Consider the following 15,941-nt stretch of genomic DNA (forward strand, 5'->3'; position numbering starts at 1 on the left):
TGGAACCGAGCTTGCTCGCTCCCACAGTGGATTCTCAGTGGGCCAAACGCCTGAGCCGGGCACAGAACCCCTGTGGGAGCGAGCCTGCTCGCGATGGCGGCAGGCCAGGCTACATCAATGCCGGAAGGCTCACTGCACCTTTGACAGATCCCCTTTCAATGCAACCCCCGCCATGATCGCACCGGCATGGCATTCATAGGTTGTAGCGTCCTTGCGCTCGTTGCTCTTGTAGAAGCTGACGATGTTGGTCACGGCGTTGGCGCCAGCATTCTTGGCCGCCTGGTGCAGACTGATCAGCGCCGATTGCAGCACCCATTCGCAGGCCGCTTCGTCGGACTTGTTGAAGGCATTGGTTTTCTTGTTGGTCACCGCCCCGGGACTGATCACGGTGACGTTGCCGGCCGGCTTGTTGCCCGCCAGGTAGAACTTCACGCTGCCATCGATCTTGCCGGTGCGGATGGCTTCGGCGACGACCTTGTCGAAAGGCAGGTACAGCGCGGTATCACGGGCCTGGCTGAGGGTCGGCAGGGTGCTGAGCAACAGGGCGGCGCAAACAGCGATTTTCTTCAGCGACATCATGGTCTCCTTGACCAGAGGGAAGGGAAGTCAGTGCCAGCGACGGAAGATCAACGAAGTGTTGACCCCGCCAAAGGCGAAGTTGTTATTCATCACATACTCGTTGCTCATCGACCGGAACTCGTTGCGCAGATAATCGAGCTGGCCGCATTGAGGGTCGATTTCGTCGAGATTGCAGGTATGCACATACCGGTCGCGGTTCATCATCTCGATGCTGAACCAGGACTCCAATGCCCCGCAAGCACCCAAGGTATGGCCCAGGAAGCTTTTCTGCGAACTGATGGGCATGTGTTCACCGAACAGGCTGCTGGTGGCCAGGGTTTCGGCAATGTCGCCCTGTTCGGTGGCGGTGCCGTGCCCGTTGACGTAGCCGATGGCAGAGGGTTCGAGGCCCGCATCTTCCAGGGCCAGCTCCATGGCCCGGCGCATGGTGACCAGCTCGGGACGGGTGGCATGCTGGCCATCGGCGTTGCTGCCGAAGCCGACGATCTCGGCGTGGATTCGCGCGCCGCGAGCCAGGGCATGTTCCAGTTCTTCAAGGACCAGCATGCCGGCACCTTCGCCGATCACCAAGCCATCGCGGCCCTTGTCGTAAGGGCGTGGGCTGGTCTGCGGCGCATCGTTCTTCAGGCTGGTGGCGTAGAGCGCATCGAAGACCATCGCTTCGGTCGGGCACAGTTCTTCCGCGCCGCCGGCAATCATCAACGGCAGGCGCCCGAACTTGATGGCCTCGTAGGCATAGCCGATGCCGTGGCTGCCACTGGTACAGGCGCTGGAGGTGGGAATCATCCGTCCGGTAAGCCCGAAAAAAATGCTGATATTGGCCGCCGTGGTATGGGGCATCATTCGCACATAGGAGTTGGCGTTCAGGCCTTCGGCCACGCTGTTGAGCAGCATGTTGCCGAACGCCTTGACCTCGTCGGTACTGCCAGTGGACGAGCCGCAGGACACGCCCATGCGCCCGTCCTTGATCGACTCGTCGCCCAACAGGCCGGCGTCGGCCAGGGCTTGTTCCGCCGCGGCGACCGCCAGGCGCGAGACCCGACCCATGCTGCGCAACTGTTTGCGCGTCCAGTGGGTCGGGACCTGGAAATCGTCGATGGGGCCGGCCAGACGGGTGTTCAGTTCCGTGAAGCGGTCCCATTCGTTCATGCGCCGAATGCCGCTGCGGTTGGCGGCGAAGTTGGCGGCGATGGTCTCCCAATCGCTACCCACGGAGGTGATGCCGGCCATGCCGGTGACGACGACACGCTTCATCAGCACAAGCCTCCATTGACGGCCAGGACCTGCCGGGTGATGTAGCCGGCCTCGGCGGACATCAGGAAGTTCACCGCGCCGGCCACTTCTTCCGGAGTGCCCATGCGCTGGGCGGGAATCATTTTCATCAGTTCTTCCACGGGTACGTTTTCATCGAGCATGGCGGTGTCGATCAGCCCTGGCGCGACGCAGTTGACGGTGATCCTGCGCTTGCCGAGTTCGATTGCCAACGCCTTGGCCGCACCGATCAGCCCGGCCTTCGAGGCACTGTAATTGACCTGACCACGGTTGCCGATCAACCCCGAAACCGAGGTGATGCAGACGATCCGTCCGGCGGCGCGACGACGGATCATCGGCATCATCACCGGATGCAGCACGTTGTAGAAACCGTCGAGGTTGGTGCGCATCACCGTGTCCCAATCTTCTTCGCTCAGCGCTGGAAACGCACCGTCGCGGGTCAGGCCTGCGTTGAGCACCACGCCATAATAGGCGCCGTGGGTTTCGACGTCGGCCTCGAGAATGGCTTTAGAGGCGGCACGGTCGGACACGTCGAATTGCAGGACCCGAGCCTGGCGACCGAGGGCCTGGATCTCGGCCTGGACGGCTTCGGCTTCGGCGCGACCGCTGCGGCAGTGCAGCACGATGTCATGCCCGGCCTGGGCCAGACGCAGGGCGATGGCGCGGCCGATGCCACGGCTGGAGCCGGTGACCAGTACGGATTCAGTCATGGCTGGTTTCCTGTTGCGGACGGTTCATGGAGGTAGTGGGCGGACTGGGGTGGACGGAACACGTTCAGCCGGGCCGTGGCATGGATGCCGGGCGCTTCGATATGACACTCGAATACACCCATGCCGTTGTCGTCTTCCAGCGAGCGCACGCCACGGATGTCCAATTCGGCGCCGGCAGGAAAACAGTCGACGTTGCATTCGAACTTGCGGGTGCCGAGCAGGAAGCCCAGTTCAACGGCGTCCCCGCGTCGACGCGCGTGGCAACCGGCAAAAGCGGCAACGCTCTGGGCCATCAGTTCGATGCCGACCCAGGCCGGCAGGCTACCGTCATCGCGGTTGAACAAGCCACCGGGCTTGATGGTGGTATGGGTGTGGATCTGTTCGTCATCGAAGGCTACGACGCGGTCGATGAGGATCATGTCGCCTGCGTGGGGCAGCAGCTCGGCGAGTGGCCAGTCAATCATGGGGCATCTCCGATAATCAGGCTGACGTTGTTGCCACCGAAGGCAAACGAATTGCTCATCAGGCGACGGGGGGCGGTCGGGTTCAGGCGGCTGTCGGCGCGGGTCCAGGCCAGGGCCGGCAATGCAGGGTCGGCCTGGCCGTCCCAGACATGAGGCGGTAGCGCCCCGTCAGGGTTTTCGGCGCTCAGGCTCAGCCAGCAGAAGGCCGCTTCCAACGCTCCGGCCGCGCCCAGGGTGTGGCCGGTCATGGGTTTGGTGGAGGAACAGGGTACCCCGTGGGGAAACAGGCCGGCCACCGCATGGCTTTCCATGGCGTCGTTGTGTTGCGTGGCGGTGCCGTGCAGGTTCAGGTAGTCGATCTGGCTGGCCTCCAGGCCCGCGCAGAGCAAGGCTTTTTCCATGGCCTGGCGAGCACCGCGGCCGCTAGGCTCCGGGGCGGAAATATGATGGGCGTCGGAACTGGCGCCATCACCGAGCAAGGCAATCGGCGTCCCATTGCCCGGCGTCTTGCTCATCAGAAACAGCACGGCCGCCTCGCCGATGTTGATGCCGCTGCGGTTCACCGAAAACGGATTGCAGCGTTCGTCCGATACCGCTTCCAGCGCCGAAAAACCATTGAGGGTCAGCTTGCACAGGCTGTCCACCCCGCCACACAGCACCGCATCGCACAGGCCCAGGTCGAGCAGGCGCCGGGCGCTCATCAAGGCGCGGGCGCTGGAAGTGCAGGCGGTGGAGATCACATAGGACGGGCCGCTCAGGCCGAGCCAGTCGGAGAGGAAATTGGCCGGCGCGCTGAGTTCCTGCTGCTGGTAGTCGTAACCGTCCGGGAAGCGCTGCTCGCGCAGGTAGTGGGCAATGCCCTGGCTGGCCTCGTCGATCCCCGAGGTGCTGGTACCCAGGACAATGCCGATGCGCGCACCACCGTAAGCCTGGATGGCCCGGTCGATCTCGGCACGAATCTGCAACCCGGCTTCCAGCAACAACTGATTGTTGCGGCTGTCATGGGCGGCCAGGGGTTCGGGGATGGGGGCCAGAACACCCGTCACCGAGGCCACCGGCAAGGCACGCTCGGCCACCCACCCGGCTTCGACACGCAGGCCCGAGCAATCGCCGGCGAACAGGTTGCGCGCCACTTCATGTTTGTCGCGGCCCAGGGCACAGATCACACCGAGGGCATTCAAATAGGCGGTCATGGCGCGCTCTCGGTCAGCGGTGTGATGCGGTAATGGGGGCCTTGGGGCAGGCTCAGTTGGAAATCCAGCGGCTGCTTGTAGCGCACCTGCCAGCGGGAATCCAGGGTTCGTTGCGCAGCCTGTTGCCGGGCCGTCGGGTAATTGCCGGACAGTTCGGTTTCAGGAGTCAGGGCGAACAATAGCGCGGCGAACAGCTCCCGCGCTTCGGCGTTGGGTGGCAGCAGGCCGTCGGCTTGCCACTGGCCGTCGATCAGGCGCTGACGGGCCAGGGGAATACCCAGCGGATCCATCATCGACCAGCGAATGCCTGCGTCTTCGCGTTGGATCACCAGCAGCCAGTCTTGGCGCTGCCCGGCCAGTTGTCGCTCGATGTGCAATTGCAGCGGCAGCGCCAGGGTGGGCGTGCGCTCGGGCAGCGGCGCGTGGCTGGCGCAGGCGCCGAGCAACAACAGGCAGCCGATCAGCAGGCCGCTGAGGCAGGTACGGCTCATCCTCCAACCCCTTCGGAGGGCTTGCGGGCCACGACGTTGACCAGGGTCTCCTCCCGCTCGCCGAACGGCCGGGGGCGGCGCAGGCCAAAACGCTCCAGCAGGCCGAAGTCCTTGGCGCGACTCCACCACAGGTAGGGATAGGACACGTTGCCGGCTTCGAATTGGAACCCTTGCCGGCGGATCATCTCCAGGTACTGCGCGGCACTTTTCTGTACATGCATGGGATGGCGGAACAGCCAGCGGATGACCCAGGTATCGATATAGGCCTCGGTGGACTCGGCGAACATCAGGTAACCGCCGGGCTTGAGCACGCGATAGAACTCGGCCAGGGCTTTCTCCTGTTCCACCAGGTGATGAAAGGTCTGGTGGCAGAACAGCAGGTCGACGCTGGCATCCGGTACCGCCAGGGTCGCGCAGTCGCTGCCGATCAGCTCCACGGCCATGCTCTGGCGGGCCGCTTCTTCGGCGCTCAGCGCCAGGCTGTGGGGATCGGCATCGACGCCGATCAGCCGTTGTGGCGCGAACACCTGGCGCAGGTACTGGAACGATTTGCCCTGGCCGCAGCCGGCATCCAGCAGCACCGGGGCGGCCGGCAATGGTGTGCTGAACAGGCTGCGCAGGTCATTGATCGCCACGCGCAGCACATGGTGTTGCCAGGTGTGGCTGCGCAGGAACCAGAAACCGAAGCGGGTTTCTTCGACGTAGTTGTCGCTGAGGTAGTTCATCTCGTTCATGGGGCCGGGCTCGCACAGATTTCCGAGAGCATGCGCAGGCGACGCTTGGGTTCGCTGACGAACGGGTTGCGTTGATCCCAGGCATAACCGGCCAGGATCGAGCTGATCATGCGGCGGATATCGGCAGAACCTTCGGTATAGAAGATCACGTCCTGGAAGGTGCCGGCGTACCAGCCTTCGACGTAGCAGCGGAAGGTATCGACGCCGCGCTTGAGCGGTTCGGCGAATTCACTTTGCCAGTCCACGCTTTCGCCTTGCAACTGACGATGCAATACGTCGGCCGCCATGCTTGCCGAACGCATGGCGATGGTCACGCCGGAGGAAAACACCGGGTCGAGGAATTCCGCGGCGTTGCCCAGCAGGGCGAAACCTGGGCCATGCAGGGTTGTGACGTTGGCCGAGTAGCCGCCGATGGTCCGTGCCGGGGTGTCCCACACGGCGTTCTGCAGCACCTTGGCCAGGCTTGGAGTCTCATCGATGAAACCCCGCAGGCAGGCGTCGAGGTCGTCGGTACGGCCGGCAAAATGTTCCGCCGCCGCGACCACGCCAACCGAGCAGCGCCCGCCACTGAACGGAATGGTCCAGAACCAGACGTCGCGCTGGGTCGGGTGGGTGGTGATGAGGATTTTCTCCCGATCGAAGGCCGGCGTATCGATGCGGTCCTCGACATGGGTGAATACGGCCTGGCGCACCGGGAAGTTCGACGGCGCCTCAAGATCCAGCAAGCGCGGCAGCACTCGACCATAACCGCTGGCGTCGAGGACGAAATCGGCCTCGATCCGGTACTCGCTGCCGTCCTCGCGCTGCACGCCGAGTTGCGGCTTGGCGAGGTTGAAGTCGACCCTGGCGATGGCTTCGCCATAGCGGATCTGCACCCCTTGCAATGCGGCCTGATCGGCCAACAGCTTGTCGAAATCGGCGCGTTGTACCTGAAAAGTGGTGGGCTTGCCTTCGCTGAAGGTGTCGCCGAAATCGAAGGCACTGTAGCGCTCGCCCCAGGCGAAAGCCGCGCCGTTCTTGCGCTGGAAACCGGCGGCATTCACCGCGTCGAGCATGCCGGCCTCTTCGACGAAGTCCAGGCAATGGGACAACAGGCTCTCACCGATGGAGAACCGGGGGAAATGCTGGCGTTCGATGACCAGCACATCGTGGCCCTTGCGCTTGAGCAATGCAGCGGCGATGGCGCCGGACGGCCCTGCACCGATGATGACGACCTGGCGACGTTCCATTTCAGTTGCAGGCATTTGGACTCCTTGCCGAGGCAGTGATGTTCGAATGAGAAGGGGGCGTAATCATCATTGGGCGGGGTCCAGCACAGGCGTTGCATGCGCCTGGCGCCCGGCCCACGGTGCCAGCATGAAGCTGAATGCCAGCCCCAGGCTTACCGCCAGGCCAAAGTTGCTCACCGCCGGCGTACTGGAAAGCGCCAGCAGGCCGAACGACAGCCACGTGGTGACCGCCGCGAGCAGGGTGCCCAGCAGGCTCACGGCGGCGCCGCCGATCTGCTCGCGCATCAGGATCGCGTAATCGACACCGATGGCCGTCACCAGCAACAGACCGAACAGGCTGAACAGCGTCAGCGGCTGCCCCAGCCAACCCAGGCTCGCCAGGCTGCACAGCGCGGCCAGCAGCGGCAGGGCGACGATGCGCAACGCTGCCCTGGCGCCGAACGGCCAGATCAATACCAGCACGATCAGTACGCAGGAAGCCAGCTTGAGCTCGGCGGCGCTGATCTGCGTGGCGGCGAACACCCGGTTCAGATCGCCCAGGCGATCCACCAATTGCACACCGGGCAGGTCCACCGCCTGCAAGCGCAGCAGCGCAGCGTCGTTCAAGCCTTGCAAGCTGACCATCGCGGCTACGCCTTGCGCCGTCGGGCCGAGCCAGAGGGGACGGTACGGCTCGGCCAACGGACCGGACAGTGCGGCATCGATGTCTTCCACCGGCAAGGCCTGCAATTGGGCCAGTTCCGCCTGCAAGGCAGCGACCGGCACGCCGAGGTCCAGCAACGGTTGCCAGAACGCCGGGAGCCGCGCCAGGGCTTCACGTACCTTCTGCTGTTCGGCTGGCGGGCTGACCAGTTGGTTCAGCGACAGGTAGCCCTGGAGTTTATCCAGGCCGATCAACTGTTCCAGTCGTTCGTTGAGGGCGGTCTGGCGTTCCAGCAGTTGGGATTGATTGTCGGCACGGATCAGGAAGAACTGGCTGGTGGGTTGGAAACCGGTGATACGGGCGATATCGCGGGCCTCGTCGGTCAGGTGCTGAGGCGTGCCGATCCACTGGCGGATGTCGTTCTTCGTGCTCAGGTGCCAAAGCCCTCCGGCGCAGAAAATCAGCAGCAACGCCAGCAGGATCGGCGTGGGAACCCGAGCCAGCAATGCTTCGCGGACCTTGAGCAGATGTTCGCAGAGCCGCAGCGGCCATTGGGCGGGACGCAGGTCCGTGCCCTTGAGCAGCGCCGGCAGCAGGCAGACCGCCGTCAGGTAGGCACCGACCAGCCCTGCGGCGGAAAATACCGCAATCTGGGTCAGGGCCGGGAAGGGCGTCCAGGCCAAGGCCAGGTAGCCGATGCAAGTGGTCGCCAGGCTCAGGCTCAGCCCCGGCAGGGTCAGGCGCAGGGCCGGCCAACTGCGCCACGGCTTGAGGCTCCAGCTCTTGGACAGGTAGTGCAGCGGATAGTCCACCGCCACACCGATCAGGCTCGAGCCCAGCACCAGAGTCATGACATGCATGCGCCCGAACAGCGCCACGCAGGCCACCGCGCCGAACAGCATGCCGACCAGCACCGGTACGAACGCCAGCCATACCCGCAGGCGTCGGAAAGCCAGCAACAACAGCAACAGAATGCCGACGGTGGCGCCACCGCCGACCCAGGTGATTTCTCTGGATGCCTGTTGCTGACCGCTGGCGGCGTACAGCAGGCCGCTGGCCGCCAACAGTTGGCCCTGGGCCTGGCTTGCCTGGTCGCGGCTGCGCTGCAGCAGATCGGCCACTTGCAGCGGCAGGTTCATGTCGAAAGCGTTGCCTTGGGCGCGAGCCCGTAGCATCACCCAGCTTTTGCCGTCGGCATCGGCGATCAATGCACCGCTGCCCACATCCAGCTGTATCGCGCCGCGCTGGGGCTGGCTGTTCTGGATGCGCCCGGTCAAGCCCAGCCAGTCATCCTGGCTCGGTACCAGGCTGAAGCCGCTGAACGGGTCGAACAGGGCTTGCACCCGCTGCTGGATGAACGCCTGGGGCTGCTCGATCAGTTGCTGACGGTCTGCAATCGAGAGCATCGCCAGTCGCCCGTTCAGCAGTTGCGTGCGTAGCGCCGGCAAATCGGCTTGCAGTGTCCATTGGACCTTATCGAACAGACCGCTGGCCTGCCATTGTTCGCCAAGGGTTTGCGCCAGGGCGATGGCTTGCCGGCGGTCGGCATGACCGACCAGCACCAGCACCTCGCGATTCAGCGGTTCCTGCATGCGTTGCTCTGCGACAAGCTCCAGGGCATCGGGGGACGTGCCCGGCACCAGCTCCATGAGATTGACCGACAGTGGCGCACCGCTGCGCCATTGCCAGCCGGCGAGGGCCAGCACCGCCAGCAGCAGGATCAGGAACAGCCGTGGCAGGTTGCGTTCACTCGGCAAAGTCATGTTGCTCCGCTTCGCTCAAGGGTTGCGTGGCGACGCTATCTTGCATGCGCAGCACCGTGCGGTCGCCCTGGGTTTCCAGCAGCTCGATGCGCTGCACCAGCTCGCCGCCGTCGATGTTGATCTGGTTGAACACCTGTTTGAGCAGCACCGAGCGCGGGGTCAGGGTCAACTTCCACTGTTGCGGCTCGCCCGACAGGCTCAGTTCGAAGTCCCGCAGCAGGCCACTGCTGTCGCCCTGCAACACCGCCAGGAACAGACGGTTCTGCTCGGCGCCGGCGCTCTTGTTCGGCAGCATTTGCCAGGCGCTGCCATCCCGTCGGGCGATGCCCTGAGGGGTAATGCGGTAGTCCTGTTGCAGCGGCGTCCGCAGTAGCCACAGCAGACCTTGTTTTTTCGCCAGCACGAAACTCCCCTTGCTGACGAGCGGTTGGGGCAGGGCGCGCAGGTGCTTTTCCTGTATGAACTGGCCGTGGATGACATCCGGGCGGGCCAGCTGTTCGCTCAGTTGCTGCAAGTCGAAGGCCTGCGCCAGGGGCGACAGGCAGAACAGCAGCAACCAGAGGGGCAGGCGTTTCATGACAGTTTCCTTCCGACGGCGTCGACAAACACCTTGGGCGAGGCCAGCAGCATCTCGCGGGTCGTGACGTCCACGGCCACCTGCACCGAACTGGCACGGGTCAGGCGTTCGCCAGTGAGCGAGTCGCTGATCAGGTAGTTGATCTTCAATCGGTTTTCCCACTCCACCAGGCTGGCGCGCACGGTCAGGGCCTGGCCGAACACCGCGCTGCGCACGTAGCGCAGCTGCAGGTCGATCACGGGCCATGCATACCCGGCGGCGAGCATGTCGTTGTAGTTGTGGCCGATCTCATCGAGCAAGGCGCAGCGGGCCATTTCCAGGTATTTGACGTAGTGGCCGTGCCAGACCACGTGCATCGAATCGACATCGAAAAACGGCACGACAATCTGCGTCTCGACATGCAGCACGCCCTGGCTACGCATGCAGCCTCCAGTGTTGCTCGGCGATACGTTGCAGGCACAGGCGCAGTTCGCCTTCCAGGGCACGGTCTTCGATGACCGGCGGGAAATCCGCGGCCAGTTGTTCGTGCATGGTGGCCAGGGCCGGTGGCAGCGGACGCGCGTCCTCGGCACGGCTGCGCAGCCACACGCCCTGGTTGGCCGCCAGCAGTGTCGCGGCGGCGACCTGTTCGGTCAGCTCCAGCACGCGGATCGCATCCCGGGCGGCGATGGTGCCCATGCTCACCTTGTCCTGGTTGTGGCACTCGGTGGAGCGCGAAAACACGCTGGCCGGCATGGTGTTTTTCAGGGCTTCGGCGGTCCAGGCGCTTGCGCCGATCTGCACGGCCTTGAAGCCATGGTTGAGCATCGCCCGCTCGGCGCTGGCGCCGGACAGGTTGCTCGGCAGGCCATGGTTGTAACGTTCGTCCACCAGCAGGGCGAGTTGGCGGTCGAGCAGGTCGGCGACATTGGCCACCAGGTTCTTCAGGCTGTCCATGGCGAAGGCGATGTGCCCACCATAGAAGTGCCCGCCGTGCAGCACCCGCTCGGCTTCGGCATCGATGATCGGGTTGTCGTTGGCGCTGTTGAGTTCGGTTTCGATGAACGCGCGCAGCCAGCTCAGGCTGTCGGCCAGCACGCCGAGCACATGGGGGGCGCAGCGCAGGGAGTAGCGATCCTGCAGGCGGTGCAGCGGTGCGGTCGGGGCGTCGATCGCCAGGTCCCTGCGCAGCCACGCGGCGACCTGCATCTGCCCCGGGTGTGGCTTGGCGGCGAACAGGCGCTCGTCGAAATGTTCGGGGTTGCCTTGCAAGGCGACGACGTTCAGCGCGGTGATGCGGGTCGCCAGTTGCAGCAGGTAGTCGGCCCGGGCGAAGGCCAGGCAGGCGAGGCCGGTCATCACGGCGGTGCCGTTCATCAAGGCCAGGGCTTCCTTGGGCCGCAGCACCAGCGGTGTCCAGCCCAGTTCGCGGTGTACATCGGCGGCCAGCCGGCGCTCGCCACGGTACATGACTTCACGTTCTCCGGAGAGTGTCGCGGCCACATAGGACAGCGGCGTCAGGTCGCCGCTGGCGCCCACCGAACCTTCCTCTGGAATCAGCGGCAGGATGTCGTGTTCGAGAAACGCCTGGAGCCGTTCCAGCAGTTCCACCCGAACCCCGGACACACCGTGGCACAGCGACTGCAAGCGCGCGGCCAGCACCGAGCGGGTGGCCTGGGCGTCCAGCAGCTTGCCCAGGCCACAGCCGTGGAACGTATACAGGTGGCGCGGCAGGGCCTCGACGTGGTGCAACGGCACGGCCACCACGCAGGAGTCGCCGTAACCGGTGGTCACGCCGTAGATCACCCCTTCTTTGTCCAGCAGGGAGTCGAGAAATTGCGCACCCTTGGCGATGCGCTGGCGGAACGCCGGATCATCCTGCAATTGTGTCGGCGCCTGTCGGTTGGCCAGGGCCAGCACGTCTTCGATGCGCAGGGCGCGTTCGCCGAAGGTTACCGGCTCAAGAGTGGGCATCGTCATCGGTCTTCCAGAAAGGGTAAAAGTTGAACCACTGTTGGGGGGCCTGGAGGCAATACTGCGCCAGGCGCTCGGCGTAGCGACCGGCCCAGTGGGCGATCACTTGCTCGCGTTCGGTGCGTTTCCACACCACGGCATCGGCGAAGGGCTCGAGGGTGACGCGATAGCGCCCCTCGTGCTTGAGGCACATCAGCAGGTTGACCGGGCATTTCAGCAGGCCGGCCATCAGCCACGGTCCCTGGGGGAACGCGGCCGGGTGCCCCATGAAGTCCACGGTCACGCTGCGTCCGCCATGCAGCGGTACGCGGTCGCCGGCAATCGCCAGCCACTCGCCACGCTCCAGGCGCTCGCTCAGTTGCAGCATCACCGCCGGATCCAGTTCGCTGACCTGGATCAGCCGCAGGTGCGTGGCGCCGGCTTCACCCAGCAGGCGATTGAACTGTTCGGCATGCTTGGTGTGCACCAGCACGTTCATGGTGACTTTTTCGCCCAGCTCGGCCAGGGCCCGGCACATTTCCAGGTTGCCCAGGTGCGCGCCCACCAGCATCTGGCCGCGGGCACCACGCAGGTGATTGCGCAGCAGTGCCGTATCGACGATTTCGATCTGGTCGATGCTCAGCTTGCCGTTCCATACGTCGAGCTTGTCCAGCAGCGAGTCGGCGAACGCCATGAACTGTTCGAAAACTTTCCGGTGGGTGGGGCGCAGCTCGATACGGCCGCTCCAGTCGGCCAGGCGCTGTTGATACTGCCAGGCTGCCTGGCGAGCGCTGCGACCGAAAATGAAGAAGTACAGGACGATGCCGTACAGCAGCGGGCTCAGCAGACGACGGCCGAGCACTCTGGCGGCGAACGCGGTGAATTTCATCAACCAGAAACTGCCGCGCTCCTGGCGATCTGCCCAATGCTGCTTGTCTGCCTGAAGACTCATGCCCGCCACCGTCGCCAGAGAATCAGGGGAGAACGTACCAGCATGCCGAAGAACAGGCGGGTGTGCATGCTGGAAATCAGCACGTTGTCGTGGAACAGGCGGAAGTGCGAAACCCCGTCCTGGGGGTAGTGGACCCGGGTGCGTAGCCAGCACATCGGCTGGTTACGCCAGGCCAGTCGCACGAGGATGTCCGAATCGAAATCCATGCGCTTGCCAATGTTCGACGAGTTGATCAGCGCCAGGGTCGCCGGCAGGGGGTAGACCCGGAAACCGCACATGGAATCGCGGATCTGCAGGGACAGGCTGTTGATCCAGACCATGACGTGGGTCAGGTAGCGAGCGTACAGGCGACCCTTCGGCACGCTGGCGTCGTATTGCGGGTAGCCGCAGATCACCGCGTCCGGGTGGGCGCGGGACTGGTCAATGAAGGTTTTCACGTCGCTGAGGTCGTGCTGTCCATCGGCATCCACTTGCAAGGCATGGCTGAAACCCAGGCGTGCTGCCTCTCGCAGGCCGGTCATGACAGCGCCACCCTTGCCCTGGTTGACCGCCAGCCTGACCAGGTGAACCCGCCCATCCACAGCCAGCCGCTCCAGCACAGCGGCGCAGGCCGGGCTGCTGGCGTCGTCGACCAATACGCAGGGCAGGTCGTTGGCGAGCAATGCCTGGACTACCGAGGCGATGGCGGTTTCGTGGTTATAGACAGGGATGACGGCGCAGGGGTTATGCATGGTTCCTGCCTCTTACCGATCCGCTGTGCACCGCTTCCCTGTGGCGAGGGGATTTAGCGAAACGTCGCACTGCCCCGCTGGGTTGCGCAGCGACCCCAAGTCCGGTGCAACACCACAGTCTGTTGGCGAGCGCTTCGCACTCGAGCGGGGATAAATCCCCTCGCCACAATGGGGCGATGTACTCAGGAAATTCAGGCATCAGCGGCCCCCAACACAATCCGCCCACTGGAACACGCCGCCGTATCATTGCGGTAGGCGAAATACAGCTTGCCGCGCTCGCGGTCGAAGCGCAGGTGTAGCTGGACTTCATCGCCGGGACGTACCAGTTGCTGGAACTTCAGCACTTCCATCCCGATGAAGCGCGGCGGCAGATCCAGCAGTTGTCGGCCCAGGTTCAGGGCCCAGTCGACCTGCACCACGCCGGGCAACACCGGGGCAGTAGGAAAGTGGCCGCTGAAATATGCCAGGTCCGGCGGCACAACCAATTGCAGGCTCCATTCGCCGTCGGTCTCGATCTGCTCCAGCACGTCAGGCGTTTTTGGGCGCGGCGCTATCAGCAAGGCTTCGACCTCTGCTTGTGGCAGCTTGCCTTGAGCGTTGAGCGGCAACTGGCGCAGCCAGCGCCAGCGTCGTGGCAGGGCCAGTGTTTCGCAATGCCCGCTCAGGTGGCGACGCAAGGCTTCGGTTACGGCGCGACGACCCTGGTTACGCAAGGCGCGGAGGCCGGTTTCATTCAGTACCAACAGCGCGCCGAGGGAGGCACGATTCTCCCGCACCACCCCCAGCCGCGCTTCGCTCACCCAGTCGTGGGCCACCAGCGCCTGTTCCAGCATCGGCAGGGAGATGCGCTTTTCTTCGAGCTTGACGATGCGGTCCAGGCGTCCGAGCAGTTCGAAGCGCCCATCGGCGCCAATCCGCGCCGCGTCGGCGGTGTGTTCCACATGGCCGGGCGGCAGATAGGGCGATGCGATCAGCAAGGCGCCATCGCTGTCCTGGCTCAATTCGACGCCGGCAAAGGGCTGCCACCGTTCATCGCCTTGACGCCAGGCGATGCCGCCGGTTTCCGAACTGCCGAATATTTCCGTCGGCCATTGGCCCAGGCGCTGCCGCAGGCTTTGGGCGGCTTCGGCTGGCAAGGCACCGCCGGAGGAAAACACCCGGCGTACGCTGCTCAAGGCCGTCCAGTCGAGGTTGTCGCCCATGCGCTTGAGCAGCGCCGGGCTGGCGACCCAAGCGAAGACCGGGTGTTCGCGGCTGGCACGTTGCAGGTCTTCCGGAAACGCCAATTGCCGGCGCACGAACGGCCGCCCCGCGCACAGCGGCCACAGGACCCGGAACAGCAGGCCGTAGATGTGCTGGGCGGCGACGCTGCCGATCATGCAGGCCGGGCCCAGCGCGGCGCCCCACAACTGCTCCAGGGCCTGTACTTCATTGCTCAACTGGCGCAGGTTTTTCTCGATGCGCTTGGGCTCGCCGCTGGAACCGGAGGTGCACAGGCTCAGCCAGCATTGGTCGAGGTCCAGCTCGACAGGCTCCAAGGGGGGCCGTCGCAAGTCGCCAGGATGGGTGTCGCCAGGTTGCTCGGTCAGCCATAGGTCGACCTCGGCCGACCAGCGCTGGCGGGTCTGGGCCTGCAGGTCGGCGGGGAGCAGGACGCGCACCCCGGCACGCCAGGCACCGAGCAGGGCGACCGCCAGGTCGGCGGCATCTTCCAGATGCACGGCCATACGCTGTACACCGCGAGCGCGCAGGCCTGCGGCCAGGCACAGCGCCTCGTCCCGCAGTTGTGAATGACTGAGTCCCGGATCGACTGCCACTGCGCGCTCCGGCTGAGCCTTGAGCAATATCTGCTCAAGTTTTATCCAATTCATGGGCGGCCTCTTACCCTTTGTCGTATGAGCCATTCAATGGCAAACAGCAGCCCCATCAATCCGTAGGAAATCAGGCCGGTGTACAACATCCACCAACTCAGCGGCGCCCAGAGGGTCAGGGCAGCGGCGAGCAAACCGTTACACAGGAAAAACACACTCCAGGCCACTGTGACCTGGCGGGTATACACCACCGCTTTTACCGGCAACTGCGGTTCACGCAGGCGGGCTATACGCTCGATCATCGGCGGGCCGTATTTCAGGCTCAGGGCGAACATCCCGAGCATGAAGGCACTGATCAGTACCGGATACCAACGCAGCAGGAGCGGGTTATCGAACAGCGCGAGCAACCCGCAGAACACGATCGCCGCGACCGCCATCCAGAGATTGCCGGGCCCGCGGTCAACCAACAATGCCCGGGCCAGCCACAGGCTACCCAGCAGCAGGCCGAACTGCCAGGGGGCGAAGTGCTCCATGCCGAAATACACCGCAAAGGGGTACAGCAGGCCCGCCAATAGCAGGCCAAGGCCAATCAGCCGGCTCATGCGGCCGGTTGGACCAGTCGATAGACCGCCTCGACCACGTCGTTGACGGTGCGTACTGATTTGAATTCTTCAGCCGCGATTTTCTTGCCGGTCTGGCGCTTGATGTGGTCGATCAGATCGACCGCGTCGATGCTGTCGATTTCCAGGTCCTGATACAGGTTCGATTCCAGCGTCACGCGCTCAGGGTCCAGTTCGAAAAGCTCCACCAGGGCATCGCGCAGGGTGTTGAAAATGTCGTCACGAGTTTGCATGGTCCGG

Annotated in this window: 17 protein-coding genes; all 17 read right to left on the reverse strand. The window is 64.3% G+C overall.

Features of this window, described 5'->3' with window-relative positions:
- Nucleotides 1-129 precede the first annotated feature (129 nt).
- The 17 genes from FBY02_RS12570 to FBY02_RS12655 all read right to left on the reverse strand — a co-directional run bounded on the left by FBY02_RS12570 (nucleotide 130) and on the right by FBY02_RS12655 (nucleotide 15,934).
- On the reverse strand, nucleotides 130-576 hold the full coding sequence (locus FBY02_RS12570; protein WP_144927926.1) for an excinuclease: 447 nt from the start codon (nucleotides 574-576) through the stop codon (nucleotides 130-132).
- Between the two features lie 30 nt (nucleotides 577-606).
- A complete protein-coding gene (locus tag FBY02_RS12575) occupies nucleotides 607-1,833 on the reverse strand; it encodes a beta-ketoacyl-ACP synthase (protein WP_144927929.1) in 1,227 nt (408 codons plus the stop codon).
- Nucleotides 1,833-2,561, reverse strand: coding sequence for a 3-oxoacyl-ACP reductase FabG (gene fabG / locus FBY02_RS12580; protein ID WP_144927933.1), 729 nt, complete (start codon nucleotides 2,559-2,561; stop codon nucleotides 1,833-1,835). The genes FBY02_RS12575 and fabG overlap by 1 nt, the downstream gene beginning before the upstream one ends.
- The gene (locus FBY02_RS12585) at nucleotides 2,558-3,025 is read right to left on the reverse strand and encodes a hotdog family protein (RefSeq protein ID WP_144927936.1); all 468 of its coding nucleotides are present in this window, start codon (nucleotides 3,023-3,025) and stop codon (nucleotides 2,558-2,560) included. Before FBY02_RS12585 ends, fabG begins: the two co-directional genes overlap by 4 nt.
- The gene (locus tag FBY02_RS12590; RefSeq protein ID WP_144927939.1) at nucleotides 3,022-4,218 is read right to left on the reverse strand and encodes a beta-ketoacyl-[acyl-carrier-protein] synthase family protein; all 1,197 of its coding nucleotides are present in this window, start codon (nucleotides 4,216-4,218) and stop codon (nucleotides 3,022-3,024) included. Before FBY02_RS12590 ends, FBY02_RS12585 begins: the two co-directional genes overlap by 4 nt.
- Complete coding sequence (locus FBY02_RS12595; protein WP_144927942.1) at nucleotides 4,215-4,709, reverse strand: DUF3261 domain-containing protein; 495 nt, start codon at nucleotides 4,707-4,709, stop codon at nucleotides 4,215-4,217. The genes FBY02_RS12590 and FBY02_RS12595 overlap by 4 nt, the downstream gene beginning before the upstream one ends.
- On the reverse strand, nucleotides 4,706-5,434 hold the full coding sequence (locus tag FBY02_RS12600) for a class I SAM-dependent methyltransferase (protein WP_144928163.1): 729 nt from the start codon (nucleotides 5,432-5,434) through the stop codon (nucleotides 4,706-4,708). The genes FBY02_RS12595 and FBY02_RS12600 overlap by 4 nt, the downstream gene beginning before the upstream one ends.
- 5 nt (nucleotides 5,435-5,439) lie before the next feature.
- Nucleotides 5,440-6,687, reverse strand: a complete 1,248-nt coding sequence (locus FBY02_RS12605) for an NAD(P)/FAD-dependent oxidoreductase (RefSeq protein ID WP_144927945.1) — start codon at nucleotides 6,685-6,687, stop codon at nucleotides 5,440-5,442.
- 51 nt (nucleotides 6,688-6,738) lie between these two features.
- Nucleotides 6,739-9,078, reverse strand: coding sequence for an MMPL family transporter (locus FBY02_RS12610; RefSeq protein ID WP_144927951.1), 2,340 nt, complete (start codon nucleotides 9,076-9,078; stop codon nucleotides 6,739-6,741).
- Nucleotides 9,062-9,655 carry an outer membrane lipoprotein carrier protein LolA gene (locus tag FBY02_RS12615; RefSeq protein WP_144927954.1) on the reverse strand — a complete coding sequence of 198 codons (594 nt, stop codon included), beginning with the start codon at nucleotides 9,653-9,655 and terminating at the stop codon, nucleotides 9,062-9,064. The genes FBY02_RS12610 and FBY02_RS12615 overlap by 17 nt, the downstream gene beginning before the upstream one ends.
- Nucleotides 9,652-10,077: a thioesterase family protein gene (locus FBY02_RS12620; RefSeq protein WP_144927957.1), complete on the reverse strand. Its 426-nt coding sequence runs from the start codon at nucleotides 10,075-10,077 to the stop codon at nucleotides 9,652-9,654. Before FBY02_RS12620 ends, FBY02_RS12615 begins: the two co-directional genes overlap by 4 nt.
- Nucleotides 10,070-11,614 carry a histidine ammonia-lyase gene (gene hutH / locus FBY02_RS12625; protein WP_144927960.1) on the reverse strand — a complete coding sequence of 515 codons (1,545 nt, stop codon included), beginning with the start codon at nucleotides 11,612-11,614 and terminating at the stop codon, nucleotides 10,070-10,072. The genes FBY02_RS12620 and hutH overlap by 8 nt, the downstream gene beginning before the upstream one ends.
- Complete coding sequence (locus FBY02_RS12630) at nucleotides 11,595-12,539, reverse strand: glycosyl transferase (protein WP_144927963.1); 945 nt, start codon at nucleotides 12,537-12,539, stop codon at nucleotides 11,595-11,597. Before FBY02_RS12630 ends, hutH begins: the two co-directional genes overlap by 20 nt.
- Nucleotides 12,536-13,270 (reverse strand): glycosyltransferase family 2 protein, encoded by a 735-nt coding sequence (locus tag FBY02_RS12635; RefSeq protein ID WP_144927966.1) that lies wholly within the window; start codon nucleotides 13,268-13,270, stop codon nucleotides 12,536-12,538. The genes FBY02_RS12630 and FBY02_RS12635 overlap by 4 nt, the downstream gene beginning before the upstream one ends.
- 191 nt (nucleotides 13,271-13,461) lie before the next feature.
- The gene (locus tag FBY02_RS12645; protein ID WP_144927969.1) at nucleotides 13,462-15,141 is read right to left on the reverse strand and encodes an AMP-binding protein; all 1,680 of its coding nucleotides are present in this window, start codon (nucleotides 15,139-15,141) and stop codon (nucleotides 13,462-13,464) included.
- Nucleotides 15,138-15,683 (reverse strand): hypothetical protein, encoded by a 546-nt coding sequence (locus FBY02_RS12650; RefSeq protein WP_144927972.1) that lies wholly within the window; start codon nucleotides 15,681-15,683, stop codon nucleotides 15,138-15,140. Before FBY02_RS12650 ends, FBY02_RS12645 begins: the two co-directional genes overlap by 4 nt.
- Entirely contained in the window at nucleotides 15,680-15,934 is a 255-nt protein-coding gene (locus tag FBY02_RS12655) for an acyl carrier protein (protein ID WP_030140951.1), read from the reverse strand. The genes FBY02_RS12650 and FBY02_RS12655 overlap by 4 nt, the downstream gene beginning before the upstream one ends.
- Nucleotides 15,935-15,941: the final 7 nt, after the last annotated feature.

The sequence above is a fragment of the Pseudomonas sp. SJZ078 genome, assembly GCF_007828255.1.
Classification (GTDB): domain Bacteria; phylum Pseudomonadota; class Gammaproteobacteria; order Pseudomonadales; family Pseudomonadaceae; genus Aquipseudomonas.

Excerpts from the sequence above, each read along its gene's own strand:
- FBY02_RS12605 (WP_144927945.1), bottom strand. The coding sequence starts at position 6,687 with ATGCCTGCAACTGAAATGGAACGTCGCCAGGTCGTCATCATCGGTGCA.
- FBY02_RS12630 (WP_144927963.1), bottom strand. The coding sequence starts at position 12,539 with ATGAGTCTTCAGGCAGACAAGCAGCATTGGGCAGATCGCCAGGAGCGC.
- fabG (WP_144927933.1), bottom strand. The coding sequence starts at position 2,561 with ATGACTGAATCCGTACTGGTCACCGGCTCCAGCCGTGGCATCGGCCGC.
- FBY02_RS12610 (WP_144927951.1), bottom strand. The coding sequence starts at position 9,078 with ATGACTTTGCCGAGTGAACGCAACCTGCCACGGCTGTTCCTGATCCTG.
- FBY02_RS12645 (WP_144927969.1), bottom strand. The coding sequence starts at position 15,141 with ATGAATTGGATAAAACTTGAGCAGATATTGCTCAAGGCTCAGCCGGAG.
- FBY02_RS12585 (WP_144927936.1), bottom strand. The coding sequence starts at position 3,025 with ATGATTGACTGGCCACTCGCCGAGCTGCTGCCCCACGCAGGCGACATG.
- FBY02_RS12655 (WP_030140951.1), bottom strand. The coding sequence starts at position 15,934 with ATGCAAACTCGTGACGACATTTTCAACACCCTGCGCGATGCCCTGGTG.
- FBY02_RS12600 (WP_144928163.1), bottom strand. The coding sequence starts at position 5,434 with ATGAACTACCTCAGCGACAACTACGTCGAAGAAACCCGCTTCGGTTTC.
- FBY02_RS12590 (WP_144927939.1), bottom strand. The coding sequence starts at position 4,218 with ATGACCGCCTATTTGAATGCCCTCGGTGTGATCTGTGCCCTGGGCCGC.
- FBY02_RS12635 (WP_144927966.1), bottom strand. The coding sequence starts at position 13,270 with ATGCATAACCCCTGCGCCGTCATCCCTGTCTATAACCACGAAACCGCC.
- FBY02_RS12575 (WP_144927929.1), bottom strand. The coding sequence starts at position 1,833 with ATGAAGCGTGTCGTCGTCACCGGCATGGCCGGCATCACCTCCGTGGGT.
- FBY02_RS12595 (WP_144927942.1), bottom strand. The coding sequence starts at position 4,709 with ATGAGCCGTACCTGCCTCAGCGGCCTGCTGATCGGCTGCCTGTTGTTG.
- FBY02_RS12620 (WP_144927957.1), bottom strand. The coding sequence starts at position 10,077 with ATGCGTAGCCAGGGCGTGCTGCATGTCGAGACGCAGATTGTCGTGCCG.
- FBY02_RS12615 (WP_144927954.1), bottom strand. The coding sequence starts at position 9,655 with ATGAAACGCCTGCCCCTCTGGTTGCTGCTGTTCTGCCTGTCGCCCCTG.
- FBY02_RS12570 (WP_144927926.1), bottom strand. The coding sequence starts at position 576 with ATGTCGCTGAAGAAAATCGCTGTTTGCGCCGCCCTGTTGCTCAGCACC.
- hutH (WP_144927960.1), bottom strand. The coding sequence starts at position 11,614 with ATGACGATGCCCACTCTTGAGCCGGTAACCTTCGGCGAACGCGCCCTG.
- FBY02_RS12650 (WP_144927972.1), bottom strand. The coding sequence starts at position 15,683 with ATGAGCCGGCTGATTGGCCTTGGCCTGCTATTGGCGGGCCTGCTGTAC.